Origin of the sequence: Morganella sp. EGD-HP17, from assembly GCF_000512315.2 — a bacterium.
GTDB classification, from domain to species: Bacteria; Pseudomonadota; Gammaproteobacteria; order Enterobacterales; family Enterobacteriaceae; genus Morganella; species Morganella morganii.
The window spans coordinates 87011-104898 of sequence record NZ_AZRH01000006.1; the positions used below are offsets into that span (position 1 = coordinate 87011).

The 17888-nt window shown below is 50.5% G+C and carries 18 protein-coding genes; 9 read left to right on the forward strand and 9 right to left on the reverse strand.

Features of this window, described 5'->3' with window-relative positions:
- Positions 1-14 precede the first annotated feature (14 nt).
- Positions 15-734, forward strand: coding sequence for a two-component system response regulator BaeR (baeR, locus tag X965_RS08295; RefSeq protein ID WP_004239907.1), 720 nt, complete (start codon positions 15-17; stop codon positions 732-734).
- A 40-nt stretch (positions 735-774) separates the two neighbouring features.
- On the opposite strand, the gene X965_RS08300 is transcribed toward baeR, so the two are convergent.
- Positions 775-1536 carry a hypothetical protein gene (locus X965_RS08300; protein ID WP_032098393.1) on the reverse strand — a complete coding sequence of 254 codons (762 nt, stop codon included), beginning with the start codon at positions 1534-1536 and terminating at the stop codon, positions 775-777.
- 218 nt (positions 1537-1754) lie between these two features.
- Between X965_RS08300 and yegQ the strand changes: the two genes are divergently transcribed.
- The 3 genes from yegQ (at position 1755) to fbaB (ending at position 5394) form a co-directional block, all read left to right on the forward strand.
- The gene (gene yegQ, locus X965_RS08305; protein WP_036417738.1) at positions 1755-3146 is read left to right on the forward strand and encodes a tRNA 5-hydroxyuridine modification protein YegQ; all 1392 of its coding nucleotides are present in this window, start codon (positions 1755-1757) and stop codon (positions 3144-3146) included.
- Between the two features lie 241 nt (positions 3147-3387).
- Positions 3388-4281: a lipid kinase YegS gene (yegS, locus tag X965_RS08310; protein WP_004235229.1), complete on the forward strand. Its 894-nt coding sequence runs from the start codon at positions 3388-3390 to the stop codon at positions 4279-4281.
- 63 nt (positions 4282-4344) lie between these two features.
- Entirely contained in the window at positions 4345-5394 is a 1050-nt protein-coding gene (fbaB, locus tag X965_RS08315; RefSeq protein WP_004235228.1) for a class I fructose-bisphosphate aldolase, read from the forward strand.
- Between the two features lie 143 nt (positions 5395-5537).
- Here the strand turns inward: fbaB and rluF are convergent, their stop codons facing one another.
- From rluF to cspE, 3 genes are all read right to left on the reverse strand, one after another.
- Positions 5538-6434 (reverse strand): 23S rRNA pseudouridine(2604) synthase RluF, encoded by an 897-nt coding sequence (gene rluF / locus X965_RS08320; protein ID WP_024473323.1) that lies wholly within the window; start codon positions 6432-6434, stop codon positions 5538-5540.
- 48 nt (positions 6435-6482) lie between these two features.
- A complete protein-coding gene (thiD, locus tag X965_RS08325; RefSeq protein ID WP_036415055.1) occupies positions 6483-7280 on the reverse strand; it encodes a bifunctional hydroxymethylpyrimidine kinase/phosphomethylpyrimidine kinase in 798 nt (265 codons plus the stop codon).
- A 223-nt stretch (positions 7281-7503) separates the two neighbouring features.
- Positions 7504-7713, reverse strand: coding sequence for a transcription antiterminator/RNA stability regulator CspE (cspE, locus tag X965_RS08330; protein ID WP_004239901.1), 210 nt, complete (start codon positions 7711-7713; stop codon positions 7504-7506).
- 478 nt (positions 7714-8191) lie between these two features.
- Here cspE and pagP point away from each other — a divergent pair, with 478 nt between their 5' ends.
- Positions 8192-8797 (forward strand): lipid IV(A) palmitoyltransferase PagP, encoded by a 606-nt coding sequence (gene pagP / locus X965_RS08335; protein ID WP_036417740.1) that lies wholly within the window; start codon positions 8192-8194, stop codon positions 8795-8797.
- A 55-nt stretch (positions 8798-8852) separates the two neighbouring features.
- On the opposite strand, the gene X965_RS08340 is transcribed toward pagP, so the two are convergent.
- Positions 8853-10253: an amino acid permease gene (locus X965_RS08340; protein WP_036417741.1), complete on the reverse strand. Its 1401-nt coding sequence runs from the start codon at positions 10251-10253 to the stop codon at positions 8853-8855.
- Positions 10254-10392: 139 nt separating this feature from the next.
- The gene (locus X965_RS08345) at positions 10393-10539 is read right to left on the reverse strand and encodes a PhoP/PhoQ regulator MgrB (RefSeq protein ID WP_025154858.1); all 147 of its coding nucleotides are present in this window, start codon (positions 10537-10539) and stop codon (positions 10393-10395) included.
- A gap of 207 nt (positions 10540-10746) precedes the next feature.
- On the opposite strand from X965_RS08345, the gene X965_RS08350 reads away from it, so the two are divergent.
- The 3 genes from X965_RS08350 (at position 10747) to brnQ (ending at position 13657) form a co-directional block, all read left to right on the forward strand.
- The gene (locus tag X965_RS08350) at positions 10747-11130 is read left to right on the forward strand and encodes a helix-turn-helix domain-containing protein (protein WP_015422774.1); all 384 of its coding nucleotides are present in this window, start codon (positions 10747-10749) and stop codon (positions 11128-11130) included.
- 240 nt (positions 11131-11370) lie between these two features.
- Positions 11371-12177, forward strand: a complete 807-nt coding sequence (gene yidA / locus X965_RS08355; RefSeq protein WP_036417743.1) for a sugar-phosphatase — start codon at positions 11371-11373, stop codon at positions 12175-12177.
- A gap of 157 nt (positions 12178-12334) precedes the next feature.
- Positions 12335-13657 carry a branched-chain amino acid transport system II carrier protein gene (brnQ, locus tag X965_RS08360; protein WP_036417745.1) on the forward strand — a complete coding sequence of 441 codons (1323 nt, stop codon included), beginning with the start codon at positions 12335-12337 and terminating at the stop codon, positions 13655-13657.
- Between the two features lie 55 nt (positions 13658-13712).
- On the opposite strand, the gene X965_RS08365 is transcribed toward brnQ, so the two are convergent.
- Positions 13713-14540, reverse strand: a complete 828-nt coding sequence (locus X965_RS08365) for an N-acetylmuramoyl-L-alanine amidase (RefSeq protein ID WP_004235209.1) — start codon at positions 14538-14540, stop codon at positions 13713-13715.
- A 193-nt stretch (positions 14541-14733) separates the two neighbouring features.
- Between X965_RS08365 and X965_RS08370 the strand changes: the two genes are divergently transcribed.
- Positions 14734-15345: a glutathione S-transferase family protein gene (locus X965_RS08370; protein ID WP_004239895.1), complete on the forward strand. Its 612-nt coding sequence runs from the start codon at positions 14734-14736 to the stop codon at positions 15343-15345.
- Positions 15346-15380: 35 nt separating this feature from the next.
- On the opposite strand, the gene X965_RS08375 is transcribed toward X965_RS08370, so the two are convergent.
- Together X965_RS08375 and X965_RS08380 are read right to left on the reverse strand one after the other, a co-directional pair.
- On the reverse strand, positions 15381-16031 hold the full coding sequence (locus tag X965_RS08375; RefSeq protein ID WP_036417747.1) for a CatB-related O-acetyltransferase: 651 nt from the start codon (positions 16029-16031) through the stop codon (positions 15381-15383).
- Positions 16032-16195: 164 nt separating this feature from the next.
- Positions 16196-17650 (reverse strand): sodium:alanine symporter family protein, encoded by a 1455-nt coding sequence (locus tag X965_RS08380; RefSeq protein WP_004235201.1) that lies wholly within the window; start codon positions 17648-17650, stop codon positions 16196-16198.
- Positions 17651-17888: the final 238 nt, after the last annotated feature.

Sequence of the window (17888 nt, forward strand, 5' to 3'; positions counted from 1 at the left end):
CAGGAGTTGACTGCATGGAACAAAATGCTGAACTGATTCTTATTGTGGAAGATGAGCCGAAACTGGCTCAGTTACTGACAGATTACCTGCACGCCGCCCATTACCGCACGCACTGGCTGGCACGCGGCGGCGAAGTTACGGCCTGGGTGCAGGAAAATAAACCGGATCTGATTTTGCTGGATCTGATGCTGCCGGAGAAAGACGGCCTGACACTCTGCCGTGAAATCCGTCAGTTCAGTGACGTGCCGGTGATGATGGTCACGGCCAAAACCGAAGAGATTGACCGCCTGCTGGGGCTGGAAATCGGTGCGGATGATTATGTCTGCAAGCCTTACAGTCCGCGTGAGGTGGTGGCGCGGATCAAAACCATTCTGCGCCGCTGTCAGCGCAGTAACGATACCTCAGAGGATAAATGTGACACCCTGACTATTGATGAGGTGAATTATCAGGTGCGTTTCGGGACACAAAGCCTGGATCTCACTCAGGTTGAATTCCGCCTGCTGCGCACCATGGTGTCACAGCCGGGCACCGTACTGTCACGCAATCAGTTGCTGGATAATCTGTATGATGATTACCGCGTGGTCACTGACCGCACGATTGACAGCCATATCAAAAATCTGCGCCGCAAGCTCGGACAATTAGACGGTGACCGCGATTTTATTCATTCCGTCTACGGGCTGGGTTACCGCTGGGAAGGCGGTCCGGCAGAGATTATTGCCGCCACCATTATCTGATAAAAAACGGCGGAATATCCGCCGTTTGTTGTTTCTCTGATTACTGAATAACGGACGGACGCTTCAGCCGTGCCAGGATTTTATCAAGCGTATTTTGTTCATCCTGTAATAAATCCGCTTTTGCAATACGGAATGTCCGATCCAGCTCTGCTGTTCTGATATGCAGTTTCAGCGCAGCGCGGTTGTCTGTTATCACAGTGAAAGCACTCAGCGGTGCTTCATAGCAGACCGCGTACTGTCCCGGGGTAAACAACAGGTTATCACCGGCAATCGCCAGCATCGGATAATACTGGATACGCCGCGCGTTAATCACCAGCACAATCGCCACCGCGACCATAATGCCGCCGATATCCATCCCGAACACCAGCAGTGCCACGCCGAGAATTCCGTACAGCACCGCCATGCTGATCTGGCGCTGTTTATTGAATTTCAGCAGGACCTCAAACGGCAGTTGTGCCAGTTTCGGTACTGTTTTCAGTGACCGGTAGACCACGCGGTTGTAGTCGTAGAGGTAACCGACGATAAAGACAAAGCCCAGCGGAATAAAAATAATACCGCCGATCATGGCGAGAACCAGGCCCAGTTTCGGCTGGTTACGCAAGAATGCCAGACTGGCCAGCTGTGCGGCCATCCCGCCGGTCATCAGAATTTTCACGTACGGTAAGACTTCAATCATCTGCTGCATCTGATAATCCAGTTGATCCCGGTACGGCTCAAGTGCCGACGGAATATAGGAGATAATCCCCAGGAAAATCAGGTTAAGAACCAAACCGATCCAGACTGCAATATGACGTTTTTCCATGTATCCACGCTGTAACAGGCTATAGTAAATGATAGTGCGGCAGAAATTATCCGCCGCGCAACTGAATTTAACGAAACTATATCAAATCGTTATCCGATATTCATGCCATTTTCAGTAATTCATTTGATACCGGGCGGATGACGCGCTAGAATCCAACGCCTTGATTACGCCTCCCCCTCCGGGGAAGGTTCTGACTTGAACTCAGATCGGAATACATTATGTTTACACCCGAATTACTCTCTCCGGCGGGCTCGCTGAAGAATATGCGCTATGCGTTCGCCTATGGTGCGGATGCGGTCTATGCCGGACAGCCACGTTACAGCCTGCGTGTCCGTAACAACGAATTTAACCATGAAAACCTCGCCAAAGGCATTCAGGAAGCCCACGAACTGGGCAAGAAATTCTATGTCGTGGTCAATATCGCCCCGCATAACGCCAAACTGAAAACCTTTATCCGTGACCTGGAGCCGGTGATTGCCATGGGTCCGGACGCACTGATTATGTCTGACCCCGGCCTGATCATGATGGTGCGCGAGCATTTCCCGCAGATGGATATCCATTTATCCGTTCAGGCCAATGCCGTGAACTGGGCAACCGTTAAATTCTGGCATCAGATGGGCCTGACCCGTGTGATCCTCTCCCGTGAACTGTCACTCGAAGAAATCGCCGATATCCGCAAAAATGTACCGGAAATTGAGCTGGAAGTGTTTGTTCACGGTGCACTGTGCATGGCCTACTCCGGCCGTTGCCTGCTCTCCGGTTATATCAACAAACGTGACCCGAACCAGGGTACCTGCACCAATGCCTGCCGCTGGGAATATAAAGTCGAGGAAGGCAAAGAGGATGTGGTCGGTAATATCGTCCACAAGCAGGAACCGATTCCGGTGAAAAACATTGAGCCGACCCTCGGTGCCGGTGCCCCGACAGACAAAGTATTCCTGATTGAGGAAGCACAGCGTCCGGGCGAATATATGACCGCGTTCGAAGATGAACACGGTACTTATATTATGAACTCCAAAGATCTGCGGGCTATCGAGCACGTCGAAAAACTGACGCAGATGGGTGTTCACTCCCTGAAAATCGAGGGCCGTACCAAATCCTTCTATTACTGCGCCCGTACCGCACAGGTTTACCGCCGTGCTATTGATGATGCTGTTGCCGGAAAACCGTTTGACCCGTCGCTGCTGACCACGCTGGAAGGCCTGGCACACCGCGGTTATACCGAAGGATTCCTGCGCCGCCATACCCATGACTCTTATCAGACGTATGAGTACGGTTATTCCGTTTCTGATTCCCAGCAGTTTGTCGGTGAGTTTACCGGCAACCGCGTGAACGGCCTGGCTGAAGTGGATGTGAAAAACAAATTCTCCGTCGGCGACAGCCTGGAACTGATGACGCCTAACGGCAATATCAGCTTTACCCTCGATGCCATGAATAACCGCAAAGGGGAAGCCACCGAAGTCGCGCCGGGTAACGGTCATATTGTTTATCTGCCGGTACCGGATGATGTAAACCTGGAATTTGCATTGCTGATCCGTAACTTACCGGGCACCAGCACCCGTAATCCGCATATGCCGGAATTTACCGACGCTGCGGCCACCAACGGGTAAAATTCTGAATTTTCGAATCCGATCACAACAATCACGTTAGTTATTTCGTAGTATCGGACAGGAAAATGAAGAACTAAAACGCAACATGTAATACCAGGAACCACCTCCTTGGTTGGCTCAATCTCCCTTGAGCCAACCTTTTCTTTTTGTGCCCTTCTCTTTTTTCTCCGCCCATTTTTCCCGGCATAAACTGTCCGTGTTTGTTATCTTTAAAAGACGTAATCTGAACACGGAGTCTGATATGGCGGAAACGCATATAGTGGTTCTTAACGGAAAACGTGCCGGTGATGACGGTATTCGTCAGGCTGTCCGGCACCTGCGGGAAAGCGGTGAGGACATTCAGGTGCGGGTGACGTGGGAGCCGGAGGATATTCCCCGTTTTGTCCGCGAAGCCCGTCAGCTGAAAGCGGCAACCGTGATTGCAGCCGGAGGCGACGGCACGATTAATGCCGTATGCAGTGCCCTGATGACTTATCCGGCTGAAAAACGCCCGGTTCTCGGCATTCTGCCGCTCGGCACCGCCAATGATTTTGCCACCGCAGCCGGAATACCGGCGGATAAAACCAAAGCCCTGCTTCTGGCCGCCAAAGGCAGTCCGGTCGCCATTGATATCGGCTGTATCAATGAATCTCATTATTTTATCAATATGGCTACGGGCGGATTCGGCCCGAAAATCACCACAGATACCCCGGAAGCCCTGAAAAGCACCTTCGGCGGTGCCGCCTATTTTCTCCACGGCCTGACACGCAGCGATTTGCTGAAAGCGGATCACTGTACTATCAGCTGTGATGATTTCCACTGGCAGGATGACGCGCTGGTGATTGGTGTCGGCAACGGCTGCCAGGCGGGCGGCGGACATAAACTGTGCCCGGATGCGCGGATCAATGACGGTCTGCTCAACCTGAGTATTCTGCCGGAACGCAACTGGCCGCGCTCACTCTGGAACAGCCTCTTTAATGAGGGTGAGGCGGAAGGCGTCATCATGAAGCGCAGCACACGGATCACCATCAGCGCGGCACATGAGATGGTGTTTAATCTCGACGGCGAACCGCTGACTGGTCAGCAATTCACCTTTTCCGTGCTGCCTGAAGCGATCCAGTGCCGGTTACCGCCACACTGCGGGTTGTTATCTTAAACACAATCCACGACAATCCGTGACAATTTTATAACACGCTACAGGAATCGGAGTTTACTTACCATGACTGATATCGTTAAGTTGTTAGGCAATGATGCATCATCTCTTCTTGAACACACCTGCACCACCATTCCCAAAGACAATCTTTATCTGCCGGGCGATGACTTTGTCACCCGCGTGATGATTGATAATAACCGGCCGAATACCGTGCTGCGCTCCATGCAGTCACTGTTTAATCACGGCCGTCTGGCGGGTACCGGTTATCTTTCTATTCTGCCGGTGGATCAGGGTGTTGAGCACTCTGCCGCAGCCTCTTTTGCCGCTAACCCGCTCTATTTTGATCCGAAAAATATTGTCGAGCTGGCTATCGAGGCAGGCTGTAACTGTGTTGCCTCTACCTACGGTGTACTGGCTTCTGTTGCCCGCCGCTACGCACACCGCATCCCGTTCCTTGTCAAAATCAACCACAATGAAACCCTGAGCCTGCCTGCGCAGTATGATCAGACACTGTATGCCAGTGTTGAACAGGCTTTCGAAATGGGCGCTGTGGCTGTCGGCGCGACGATTTATTTCGGCTCACCGGAATCCCGCCGTCAGATAGAAGAAATCTCTGCGGCCTTTGAACGTGCCCATGAACTGGGCATGGTGACCGTGCTGTGGGCTTATCTGCGCAACCCGGCCTTCAAAAAAGACGGGGTGGATTATCATGCCAGCGCGGATTTAACCGGCCAGGCAAACCATCTTGCGGCCACTATCGGTGCGGATATCGTCAAACAGAAAATGGCGGAAAACAACGGCGGCTTTAAAGCTATCGGCTTCAGCCATACTGATGAGCGCGTTTACAGCACACTGACCACGGATAACCCGATTGACCTGGTCCGTTATCAGCTGGCGAACTGCTATATGGGCCGTGCGGGGCTGATTAACTCCGGCGGTGCATCCGGTAATAATGACCTGGCGGATGCGGTCCGTACTGCGGTGATCAACAAACGTGCCGGTGGTATGGGGCTGATCCTCGGCCGTAAAGCCTTTAAGAAATCGATGAAAGACGGGGTGGCACTGATTAATGCAGTGCAGGATGTGTATCTCGATAAGAAAGTGACGATTGCTTAAATGCAGAACAGGCCGGATAACCGGCCTGATTTTTTTGTGCTCCCTGTTTGTTCCGGGGAGCTGCTGATAACGGGCAAAACGAAAAGCATGCCCGTTATCCGCTTATTACCTGTACTGCAGATTACTTTTCAGCAGACAGATAATTATCGTTTCTTCTTCTTCCGTCCTGCCTGAGCAAAGCGCTGGCGGTTACTATCGCTGCTGCTCTCTTTCTTCTTCTGCTGTTTGTCAGAGCCCGGATAAACCGGCGGAGCAACTTTAATTTTGTTATCGCGCTTCTGTGGTTTTGCAGCCGGCTTTTTGACTTTTTTATCTTCAGATGAGGATTTTTCAATCGCATCAAAGAGTTCGACCAGCTCGTCATCCGTTAAATCACGCCATTCCCCCACCGGGATCCCGGTCAGGCTGATATTCATGATGCGAACACGCTCGAGTTTCGTCACTTCATAACCGAAATGCTCACACATGCGGCGGATCTGACGGTTCAGCCCCTGAATCAGCGTGATGCGGAAAACAAACGGCGCTTCCTGCTTCACTTTACATTTTTTGGTAACGGTACCGAGGATCGGCACACCTGCTCCCATACCACGGATAAAATCATCGGTGATCGGTTTATTTACCGTCACCACATACTCTTTCTGGTGATCGTTACCGGCACGCAGAATTTTGTTTACCAGGTCACCGTGGTTAGTCAGGAAAATCAATCCCTGTGAATCTTTATCCAGGCGGCCGATAGGGAAGATACGGGTGCTGTGATTGACGAAATCGACAATATTATCTTTCTCGCCTTCATCGGTGGTGCTGACGATACCCACCGGTTTATTGAGGGCAATCAGCACCAGATCATCCTGCTCCCGCGCCTCAATCAGTTGTCCGTTGACTTTAACCACATCACCCGGCATCACCTGTGAGCCGATAGCCGCACGTTTGCCGTTGATCAGGACTAATCCCTGCTCAATATAGCGGTCCGCATCCCGGCGGGAGCAGATGCCGCTTTCGCTGATGTATTTATTAAGACGCACAGATGAACCCGTTTCCATATCTTCCCCCCTGAAAAGCGCGCAATATACACCAATTATCGTGTGATATCACCACCACTGATAAAAATGGTGAACCGGGCCATGTCCGTGCCCCACTTCCAGGCTGTCTGCCGCCGCCAGCGCCCCGTGCAGATACTGTTTTGCCGCCTCCGTGGTTTCCGCCCAGTCCGCACACTGAGGCCGCAGTGCCGCCATTGCCGCAGACAATGTACAGCCGGTGCCATGGCTGTTTTTGGTCGGAATACGGGTTGAGGTAAAGCGGTGGCGGCCATCCGGCAGAAACAGCCAGTCAGGGCTTTCGGCGTTATCCAGATGTCCGCCTTTCAGCAATACGGCGTTTGCCCCGGCGGCCATCAGTGCCTCGCCCTGCCGCTGCATCATTTTTTCATCTGTGGCGACGGACGTTTTCAGCAATGCCGCCGCTTCGGGAAGATTGGGGGTAATAACCGAAACGTGAGGTAATAATTCAGAGATCAGTAAATCAACCGCTTCGGCTTTCAGCAGCGGATCGCCGCTTTTCGCCAGCATGACTGTATCCAGTACCACGTACGGCACAGGATACTGACGCAGTTTCTCAGCCACGGTGCGGATCACGCCGCCGTCAGACAACATACCAATCTTGGCGCTGTCAATTCTGACATCCGTCAGTACCGCATCCAGTTGTGCTGCGACAAATTCCGGCGGAACAGAATGAACAGAATTTACGCCACAGGTATTTTGTGCCACCAGCGCTGTTATTACCGTGGTGCCGTAAACGCCCAGTGCAGAAAAGGTTTTTAAATCTGCCTGGATACCCGCGCCGCCGCTCGGATCCGTTCCTGCAATGGTTAATGCGTTGATTCTCACCTGATATCTCCTGTTTTGCTGTACCACTCTGTATAGTGAATTATACGCATCCGGTGACAGGAAACCACCGCAGAGCAGGCAATAAAAAACCCCATGCCCGCAAGGGCACAGGGTCTGAATTTGCGTCAGTGATATACACTCGTCGTTAAAACGGCTATCAGGCTGTCGCGTTGACCACGCTGGTAAAACCAACTATCAGGGGCAATTTTATTGCCGGAGATAATTATGCTTTAGTGACGTTGGCAGCAGCAGGGCCTTTAGGACCATCCTGCACTTCAAATTCAACTTGTTGGCCTTCAGCAAGTGTTTTGAAACCATCAGTCATGATTGCAGAGAAGTGAACGAACACGTCTTTGCTGCCATCAGCTGGAGTGATGAAACCAAAACCTTTTGATTCGTTAAACCACTTAACGGTGCCTTTAAGTTTAGCCATTGATAAAATTCCTATCCTACAAATTTGCCGATAACCGGCGTATACAAACTAGTCGTTACTGCTTAAAAAACAGAAGCGTACCTCGTTTACCCATTTGAGTTATCACATAGGACAGGTCGGAAATCAAGCGATTTTTTCAGCGGGAAGATCTGGTGCACATATTTAGAAATATTAATAACATGTTCAGGTAAATTTATACGGAAAATTGATAACCGCTTGTGTTTAAACATATAAAAAAATTACAACTTTGTTCCTTTCCTGCAAGAACGATAAGCTGCCTTACTTCATTATTTCCGGACTAAGAATCTGCCTGGTTCCGGTAGCCGTTGATATTTTGTTTAGATTTAAGCCGGATTAGCAGTATAAAAATAATATGAAATCTATGTTACTATAATTGTTGTCTACTAATTAGCATCATTTGTTATGAGCAAAATAATCGTTTTAGGATAAATGATTATTGTCACACCAGGAGTCATTCATGAAGCTTTCTTTAAGCACAATCAGCGCCCTGACGCTCACCTCTCTGCTGATGGCCGCACAGCCCGCAGCAGCACAGGAACAGGACACACACCAAAGTGACAGCGTCACAAATGATACTGCAGCTTCAGAAGGACTGTGGGGAACGTTTAAACACAACGTTACCAACGTCTGGCAATCAGACCAGTATGATTTATATGTCCCGTTCTGGACATGGCATAACCGCCTGACCTACGACAAAGAAAAAACTGATAAATACAATGAAAAGCCGTGGGGTGCCGGGTTCGGCAAGTCCTACTATGATGAGGATAATGACTGGCACAGCCTGTACGCCATGGCATTTAAGGATTCACACAATAAATGGGAGCCGATTGTCGGTTACGGATTCCAGAAGATGTGGATGCCGCACGGGCAGGATGGTTTCAAAGCCGGTGTCGGCTTTACCATTGGCGTGACGGCGCGGGATGACTATCACTATATCCCGATCCCGGTACCGCTGCCGCTGGCGTCGGTGGAATATAACCGCCTCGCGATTCAGGCCACTTATATTCCGGGCACTTACAATAACGGTAACGTCCTGTTTATGTGGGCCCGCTGGCAGTTTTAAGCCTTTTTAAACATAAAAAACCGGGGATTTTTCCCCGGTTTTTTATTGCCTGACATTATGCTTTCGCTGCACGGCGGCGTTCATAATAGCGGTATGTCAGCCACAGGAAGCCAATCCAGAAAGGCAGCAGGATCACTGAAATCCGCAGACCATCCATCAGGGCAATCAGTACCAGGATAAAGGCCAGGAACACGAGACAGATATAGTTGCCCCACGGATACCACAGTGCCTTAAAGAACGGCTCCACACCCTCTTTCATCTTCGCCTGACGGAATTTCAGGTTGGAGATACAGATCATGATCCAGTTAATCACCAGTGTGGTGACCACCAGCGACATCAGCAGCGAGAACGCTTCTTTCGGCAGCAGGTAGTTAATCAGGATCCCCACCGAGGTGACCAGACCGGACAGAATAATCGAGTTCACCGGTACACCACGCGGACTGATGCGTTTCAGGAATGCCGGCGCATTACCCTGACGTGCCAGGCTGTAGAGCATGCGGCTGTTGCTGTAAACACCACTGTTGTAAACAGAGAGAGCGGCAGTCAGTACCACCACGTTCAGCACATGAGCAATCCACAGATTGATATTGCCCTGCACAGAATCCGCAGCACCAAAGGCATGGCCGATTTCACGGAAGATCAGCACAAACGGACTGACGTTCTCGACAATTTTTGTCCACGGATAGAGAGAAAGGATAACGGTAATGGAACCGATATAGAAAATCAGGATACGGTAAACCACCTGATTGATAGCTTTCGGAATGCTGTAACGCGGGTTTTCCGCTTCCGCTGCCGCCAGGCCGACCAGCTCGAGGCCGCCGAAGGAGAACATAATGATAGCCATCGCGAAAATCAGCCCGCCCCAGCCGTGCGGCATAAATCCGCCGAACTCCCAGAGGTTACTGACAGAGGCTTCCGGGCCGCCGTTACCGCTGATCAGCAGATAAGCACCAAAGGCAATCATACCAAGAATGGCCACCACTTTGATCATGGCAAACCAGAATTCGGTTTCCCCGTAAACCTTGACGTTCACCAGGTTTACCAGGTTTATCAGCACAAAGAAAACTGCCGCAGAGATCCAGGTCGGGACATCCCACCAGAATTTAATATACTCGCCGACCGCCGTCAGTTCCGCCATGCCCACCAGAACAAACATCGCCCAATAGTTCCAGCCGGATAAAAAGCCGGCAAAACCACACCAGTATTTATGGGCAAAGTGACTGAATGACCCCGTAACCGGCTCTTCCGCCACCATCTCACCAAGCTGGCGCATGATCAGAAACGCGATAAACCCGGCGACTGCATAACCGAGCAGGACAGAAGGCCCTGCCATCTGAATCGTTGTGGCTGTTCCCAGAAACAGCCCCGTACCCACAGCACCACCCAATGCGATAAGCTGTATGTGTCTGTTTTTTAATCCGCGCTTGAGCGTCTGCTCCTGCTGTACTTCTGACATTAGATCCTCTGTAACGGCTATATTATTATTCTGCGTCGTGCATCACTGCATCCTGAAAAGTTTAAGCCCGTTATTAAAACATCATTTTGCTGCCTTGAATACCGTTAGCAACAAGATAATCAGAGGGAAAAGGCAAAACTCAGCCCTTGTCTGACGGAATAAATTTCGTAATTTCACAGATTCCCAGCATAAAATCCTCACGCTGATCACAGTACTTATCGAGCGCCGCAATATAAAAAAATACACCGGCAACAATCAGCAGCAGGATAATTATGATTTTTTTCATGTTTCGCCTATTTTCATCTGAATTATACCCGTTTAAAAGATTTCGTTACATTCCGGTATCGTCACATACTTTAGCGGAATGAGTGTGCTGTTTCACAAAAAAATTCATTTCATCAGCAGGAAGCGCATAAACAGATAACACCCTGTTTTGTCATAATGAAATAAACTTGTATACTTGGAAAACCCTGAAACTGAGCCGAAATCATCAATGCCGCAAGATAATCATGTCGCACTTGTGTGCGCACTTAGTAAATGGATAGAAAACCACACAGGTCGTGTTATCCACCTCGAAGAACTGGCTGCCTATTCCGGGTACTCGCTCTGGCATATGCAGAAGATCTTCAAAGAAGTTGCCGGGATCTCGCTCGGCAAATACATCCGTCAGCGCCGTCTGGCCGGTGCGGTTAACGCCCTGCGCCGGAGTGAACAGACTATCTTTGATATCGCCCTTGATTTCGGTTTCGGGTCGCAATCTCATTTCACCTATATGTTCCGCAAAGAATATAACATCACCCCTTACGACTACCGCCAGAACCCGGATATCACTCTGGATATCAAAGAGCCGTGGCATTTCAGTCATGACTGTAACTAAGGCAACTTAAACAATTAATAACAAAACTATATTTAGCCATATGATTTTAGCTATCTTATTCAGCATTCAGATTGGCAGGACAAATCCCTGCCACAGCACAACATACGGTGTATCCGGCTGTTTTTGATGAATAACGGCAATCTTATCGCGCAACAGGCGGTTTTATTGACATCCCCCCGAAATGGCGGCATAACATTTTAACTGTCTGTTATTTTGTTGCCGCTGTTTTCAGGAGCCTGCATGTCCGTAAAACTTATCGCCATTGACCTCGATGGCACCCTGCTTAACTCTCACCATCAGATTACCCCCGCTGTCAGTGCTGCTGTCACCCGCGCAAAAGAGAAAGGTCTGCATGTTATCCTGACGTCCGGCCGCCCGTTTAACGGCATTCTGCCCTACCTCCGGGAGCTTGGGCTGGATAAAGCAAATCATTATTGCATCAGTAACAACGGTGCGGTGATCCATGATGCCGAAACCGGCGAGCCCGTAATTGAAACGCTGATGGATTTTGAGGATTACCGCTATTTTGAGGCGCTGGCCCGGGATATTAACGTGCATTTTCATGTGCTGAGTAACGGTGAAATGTTCACAACAAACCGTGACATCAGCCACTACACCCTGATGGATGCGTACCTGACACAAACACAGCTGCACTATCGTCCGCTGGCGGAAATGGACAGCGAAATGCAGTTCAGCAAATTTATGATGATTGATAACCCGCTGCGCCTGAATGAAGCTGCCGGTTATATCCCGCAGGTCTCCTTTGACAGCTATAATATTCTGCGGACAGCGCCGCATTTTGTGGAGATTTCGGCCAAAAACGCCACGAAGGGACAGGCTGTTGCGCTAATCACCGAAAAACTGGGGCTGACGCCGGACAAAGTCATGTGTATCGGCGATCAGAACAATGATATTTCCATGCTGGAATACGCCGGGGTAGGTGTCGCAATGGGCAACGCCGCTGACCACATTAAGCAAAAATCCGGATATGTGACCACCTCAAATGATGAGGATGGTGTGGCGGCAGCCATAGAAAAGTTTGTGTGACCGGGATTATATTTTTTCAAATTCCCCTAATTAATGAATTTGTTCCGTTTACTCTTCTGAGTCTTTTAATCAACCTGCATTTTGTTACTATTTTAACGGTTTCATTTAAAAAATAACTAAATCACAGTATTTAATTTTAACATGTACAGGTTGTTTTATGTTTTCAACAAAAGACATGCTCGTTCTCGGGATGATGGTTTTTGCGCTTTTCCTGGGTGCGGGCAACATAATTTTTCCTCCGATGGCGGGTTATCACTCGGGAACTGACTGGTTCAGTGCCTCCCTCGGATTTATCGTCACCGGCGTCGTTCTGCCGTTTCTTACCCTGATTACTGTTGCGGTCAAAGGCCGTGGTGAGCGGCTTTCTGTCGATCTGCCGCGCTGGGTTTCTGTGACATTCTGGGTGGCGCTCTATCTGATCCTCGGCTCAACATTCGCCATGCCGCGTGTCACCAACACCGCGTATGAACTGGGTTTTCTGCCGCTCGGTTTCGTTGAGAAAAGCACCGCCAGCCATCTGATTTTTGCCTTTGTGTTTAACTTCGTTTCTATGTTTTTTATGCTTAAACAGGGAACGATGATTAGCGCCATCGGTAAATTTATGACCCCGGCCCTGCTGTTCCTGCTGGTTGCCGTGGGGATCGCCGTGGTGCGCACCCCGCTCTCCCCAATTAATGAACCGATCAATCAGTATGTGGATTTTGCGTTCTTCTCCGGTATTGTCGATGGTTATCAGACCATGGATGTGCTGTCCGCAATGGCGTTCGGCGGTATTGTTGCCCGCGCGCTGGCATCACGCGGGATAACCTCACCGCAGGACGTGGTGGTTATCACTATCAAAGCCGGGCTGATTGCGGTCGGCCTGCTGGCTGCACTCTATATCTGCCTGTTCTACCTGGGTGCGACCAGTGATGCGGTTTCACAGACCGCCACCAACGGCGGACAGATTTTCTCCCGCTATGTCGATGCCCTTTACGGCGCGCTCGGTACCTGGCTGATGTGCGGTATCGTACTGCTCGCCAGTATGACCACCTTTGTCGGCGTGACCAGTGCCTGTGCGGATTTCTTCGCGACATTCAATCCGCGCCTGGACTACCGTTTCTGGGTGGTGGTATCCACACTGCTGACCACCATTGTCTCCACCTTCGGCCTTGATACACTGCTGCGCGTCACCATTCCGGTGCTGCTGCTGATCTACCCGACCACCGTTGCACTGGTGTTCCTGCAGTTTGCCCGCCGCAAAATGCGTAATCCGCGTTTTACCTACGGCTTTACTGTCGCGGTGCTGGTGGTGATGAGTGCGTTCGACACCCTGAATAACATCGGTCTGCTCAGTGAAAATGTGCTGGCAGTGTTACACCGGATGCCGCTGTTTAAGGAAGGGATCGGCTGGTTACTGCCGGGCGTGATTGCCTTTATCATCTCATTTGTTGCCGGCAATATGAGAGCGGCAAAACCACAGCCGGATGCGGCCGCGTAAACACAAAAGCCCGGTTATCTGACCGGGCTTTTTTATTCCTGCCGCTGATACGTTGTCAGTTATATTTCTTCAGCAATGCTTTCACCAGTGCCAGGGTTTCCGCATCCGCTTCCCCGTTCACCTTGTGAGAGCGGAAATGCATCTGGAACGCTTTAATCACATTGCGGGTTTTCCCGTCAGCCTTACCGGTCAGCGGAATCTCATAGCCGTATTTTTTCAGTGCCTGCTGTAATTCACCGACACTGATTTTATCCGACGGATGCCGGTTACCGAGAAAACGTTTCACATCAGAAGCATCCGGCCAGGCGCCGACCCCGCGTTTTGCCAGATATTCCCACGGGAACATCGGGCCCGGGTCCAGTTTGCGCTGCGGCGCGATATCACTGTGCCCCACCACATTCTGCGGGGCAATGTTATGCCGCGCTATCACATCCTGTGCCAGTTTTACAATCAGGTCTATCTGCGCAGTCTGATACGGCACCCAGCGCTGCCCGACAGACATTTTCACAGTGCCCGGATTGACAATTTCCACGCCGATCGAGCTTTTATTCAGGCTGCTTTCCCCGCGCCAGTGACTTTTGCCCGCATGCCAGGCTTCATTGCCCTCCGGCACCAGCTGCAATACCACCGGTTTACCGTCACGTACCGCAGGGATTGTCGGCACCAGATACTGGACACTCACCCCGCCGGCAGTCAGCACACGCAGCGATGCCTCATCATTCAGTGCGGTATAATGGAAAACCAGATAATTATTCGGTTTGGATAGCCACGGCTCTTTGATACTTCGCTGATCAACAATATACTCACCGCGATCAATATACTGGCTCTGATTACTGCATCCTGTCAGTATCAGCGCACACACCAGACACACACTACGCCACATCTTTCTTTGTCCTGTACAATGTTATCCGGCACAATGCCGGTACAGCCCCTTTCCCGGAAATATCACGACCGCATTATTCACAACGGACATAATATCACGGCCGTGTATTATGACGACTTCACTGCGGCAGTGCTATGCTCTGAAAGCGAATCATCATGATGTTTTTCAGCTTTTTATTCACACGGAGAATAAAATGGATATTTACACCTACCCGAAGTCGCGCTCCATCCGTGCCACCTGGATGGCAGAAGAGCTGGGTCTTGATTATCAGTGTCACTTTACCGATGTGATGTCTGCTGAAAAGCAGGTCCCCGGGAAAAACCAGAAAGTCCCGGCACTGTCTGATAACGGTCTGGTTATTTTTGAATCCTCCGCTATCTGCATTTATCTGGCACAAACCTACGGCAATGGCCGCTTTTACCCGCAGGATCCGAAAAAACAGGCCATCGTAAATCAGTGGCTTGCCTATATTATTTCGGAGCTGGAAGGTCCGCTCTGGATCATACTGAGACACGCCGTGGTTCTGCCGGAAGCTATGCGGCAGCCGGGGGCAATTGAACCGGCAAAAGCGGATTTTCTGCGGGCAATTAAGGTGATTGAGCAGGAGATCAGCGGAAAAACATGGCTGTGCAATGATGATTTTTCTGTGGCAGATATCTTCTTATTTCATATCTCACGCTGGGCAATGATGCTGGGCTTTGTATTGTCAGAGGATTTGGTGCATTACACCGGCGAGCTGGAAAAGCGCCCGGCGCTGCAACGTGCCCGTCAGCGGGAACAACAGGCGGCTGAAAACGCACGATAAAAAATACCCGCCGCAGCGGGTATTCAATAAGTCAGTTATGACTGAGTGAGTTTTTCTCTTATGTCATACTGTTCTGACGCTGCTTTCAGCCCGGCAAGATCTGCCGAACAAATCAGCGGTTTCAGGGCATCAAACTTCGCCTTCGGCCAGTCATAAAGAGACAGCGCCAGCAATTCGCGGATGGTACTTTCATCAAACCGGCTGCGGATAAAGGCAGCCGGATTACCGCCAACGATAGCATAGGGTGGGACATCGCGGACAACCACACTGTTCGCGGCAATCACCGCGCCCTCCCCGATAGTCACACCGGGCATAATCATGGCCCGCATGCCTATCCAGGCACCATCACCAATCCGGGTATCCCCTTTACCGATATAAGCCTCATCAATCATCTCCGGAAACGGATAGAGGCTGAACCAGTCATGGCGGTGTGTATGATTGCCTCCCATCAGGATCACGGCTTCTGCCCCGATACAGACATAATCCCCGATATACAGCTCATCTACTTTCCAGCTGAGCTGCCAGTCGCGGCTGATTTCATCGCCCTGTAAATAGCGGACAACAGAAGCTTCAAAGCCATTATCCCAGCAATCGCTGTAATAACTGTGCGTACCTTTGATATGAATATTCGGGTTTGTAACGGTTTCATGCAGCCGTTCGCAAACGGACCAATGCTTTTGTTTCATGGTAAATCTCATTATTTAATGGATAGTTACCACAGAACGCTATTCTGTGGTGATGCACTCGCGTTCAAAGCACATCACGCCGGGTTATCCTCGCCCGTTTCAGCCGGGGATTGTCCATCACTCTCTCCCATACAGAAAAACACCCGCATTTGCGGGTGTCATCATCAGTTAACCTTTTGTTCGACCAGCGGTTCCGGTACTTCTTCCCAGATGCCGTCTTCGACCTGTTTACGGATTTCAGGATAAAGGTTGATATCAAACTGCGGTAATTTCCCCGTTTTGCGCTGTTGGTTATAATCTTTCGCCAGCTTAAATGCAACGCCGGATAACAACAAAATAGCAATCAGGTTAGTCACCGCCATCAGCCCCATCGAGAAATCAGCCATTTTCCAGACCAGCGGCATTTCTGACAGTGCCCCGAACATCACCATTCCCAGCGCAGCCAGACGCAGCACAAACAACCCTTTGGTGTGTTTATGCTCGAGGAACACCATATTGCTCTCCGCATAAGCGTAATTGGCAATAATGGAGGTAAAGGCGAAGAAGAAGATAGCCACGGCCACAAAGGTGGATCCCCAACTGCCGACAACCGAACTCAGCGCCAGCTGTGTGATCTCAATACCGTTGATATCGCCCGGCGGATTATCCAGTACACCTGAGGAGAGAATAATCATCGCGGTGGCGCTGCAGATAACCAGTGTGTCCATAAAGACTCCCAGCATCTGTACGTACCCCTGAGAAACCGGATGCGGCGGGAACGGTGCTGCAGAAGCGGCTGCATTCGGTGCGGAGCCCATACCGGCCTCATTCGAAAACAGACCGCGCTGCACGCCGTTAATCATGGCCTGCGCCACGCCGTAACCGACAGCACCGGAAACGGCTTCCTGTAAACCAAAGGCACTTTTGATAATCAGCATAAAGACATCCGGCAGACGCTCGGCGTAATGCCCCATCACCCAGAAAGCGAGGATAAGATACGCAACCGCCATCACCGGCACCACCAGCTCCGCCACACGGGCAATCGAGCGCAGACCGCCGAAAATAATCACGCCGCAGATAACCACCAGCAAGGCACCGACATAACCGGCATCCGCACCAAAGGCCATTTTGGACGCCTGGGCAATCGAGTTAGCCTGAACCGCGTTAAAGACCAGCCCGAACGCGATGATCAGGAAGACAGAAAACAACACGCCCATCCAGCGGGCTTTCAGTCCGCGTTCCATATAATACGCCGGTCCGCCGCGATAATTTCCCTGGTCGTCCCGTGTTTTATAAAGCTGTGCGAGTGTGCTTTCGATAAAGGATGTTGCCATCCCGATCAGGGCGACCACCCACATCCAGAAGATAGCACCGGGGCCACCGGCAGTCAGGGCGATAGCCACCCCGGTCAGGTTTCCGGTACCGACCCGCGCGGCCAGGCTTGTACAAAGCGCCTGGAACGGCGAGATGCCGGATTTATCCGATTTCTTACTGTGCTTTAGCACGCTGAACATGTGTCCGAAGTGACGGAATTGGATAAATCCGGTACGAAATGTGAAGTACAGTCCGATACCCAGTAATAAATAGATGAGCAGGTGGTTCCAGAGCAGTCCGTTTAATGTATTAATTATATCGGTCAAAGTTATACCTCTTATATTGCTGTGCTGATTTGCGGCGAATAAGCCCCTTAACGAATGACAGGTAGTATCCGTGTTGTCATATCTGACAGTGATTGTTTAAAAAAAAGACACCTCTTATTAAGAATCAGCCCGACTTTACCATAAGAAATATTTCCCTGTATATTTTTTTATTTCTTTTTTTTGTTCTATTTATCAGCGTTACTTTTTCGCATTAATACAGCGTTTAATCCGAATTATT

Bases quoted from the DNA above. Each gene is read 5' to 3' on its own strand.
- baeR (WP_004239907.1), top strand. From the start codon at position 15: ATGGAACAAAATGCTGAACTGATTCTTATTGTGGAAGATGAGCCGAAA.
- X965_RS08300 (WP_032098393.1), bottom strand. From the start codon at position 1,536: ATGGAAAAACGTCATATTGCAGTCTGGATCGGTTTGGTTCTTAACCTG.
- yegQ (WP_036417738.1), top strand. From the start codon at position 1,755: ATGTTTACACCCGAATTACTCTCTCCGGCGGGCTCGCTGAAGAATATG.
- yegS (WP_004235229.1), top strand. From the start codon at position 3,388: ATGGCGGAAACGCATATAGTGGTTCTTAACGGAAAACGTGCCGGTGAT.
- fbaB (WP_004235228.1), top strand. From the start codon at position 4,345: ATGACTGATATCGTTAAGTTGTTAGGCAATGATGCATCATCTCTTCTT.
- rluF (WP_024473323.1), bottom strand. From the start codon at position 6,434: ATGGAAACGGGTTCATCTGTGCGTCTTAATAAATACATCAGCGAAAGC.
- cspE (WP_004239901.1), bottom strand. From the start codon at position 7,713: ATGGCTAAACTTAAAGGCACCGTTAAGTGGTTTAACGAATCAAAAGGT.
- pagP (WP_036417740.1), top strand. From the start codon at position 8,192: ATGAAGCTTTCTTTAAGCACAATCAGCGCCCTGACGCTCACCTCTCTG.
- X965_RS08340 (WP_036417741.1), bottom strand. From the start codon at position 10,253: ATGTCAGAAGTACAGCAGGAGCAGACGCTCAAGCGCGGATTAAAAAAC.
- X965_RS08345 (WP_025154858.1), bottom strand. From the start codon at position 10,539: ATGAAAAAAATCATAATTATCCTGCTGCTGATTGTTGCCGGTGTATTT.
- X965_RS08350 (WP_015422774.1), top strand. From the start codon at position 10,747: ATGCCGCAAGATAATCATGTCGCACTTGTGTGCGCACTTAGTAAATGG.
- yidA (WP_036417743.1), top strand. From the start codon at position 11,371: ATGTCCGTAAAACTTATCGCCATTGACCTCGATGGCACCCTGCTTAAC.
- brnQ (WP_036417745.1), top strand. From the start codon at position 12,335: ATGTTTTCAACAAAAGACATGCTCGTTCTCGGGATGATGGTTTTTGCG.
- X965_RS08365 (WP_004235209.1), bottom strand. From the start codon at position 14,540: ATGTGGCGTAGTGTGTGTCTGGTGTGTGCGCTGATACTGACAGGATGC.
- X965_RS08370 (WP_004239895.1), top strand. From the start codon at position 14,734: ATGGATATTTACACCTACCCGAAGTCGCGCTCCATCCGTGCCACCTGG.
- X965_RS08375 (WP_036417747.1), bottom strand. From the start codon at position 16,031: ATGAAACAAAAGCATTGGTCCGTTTGCGAACGGCTGCATGAAACCGTT.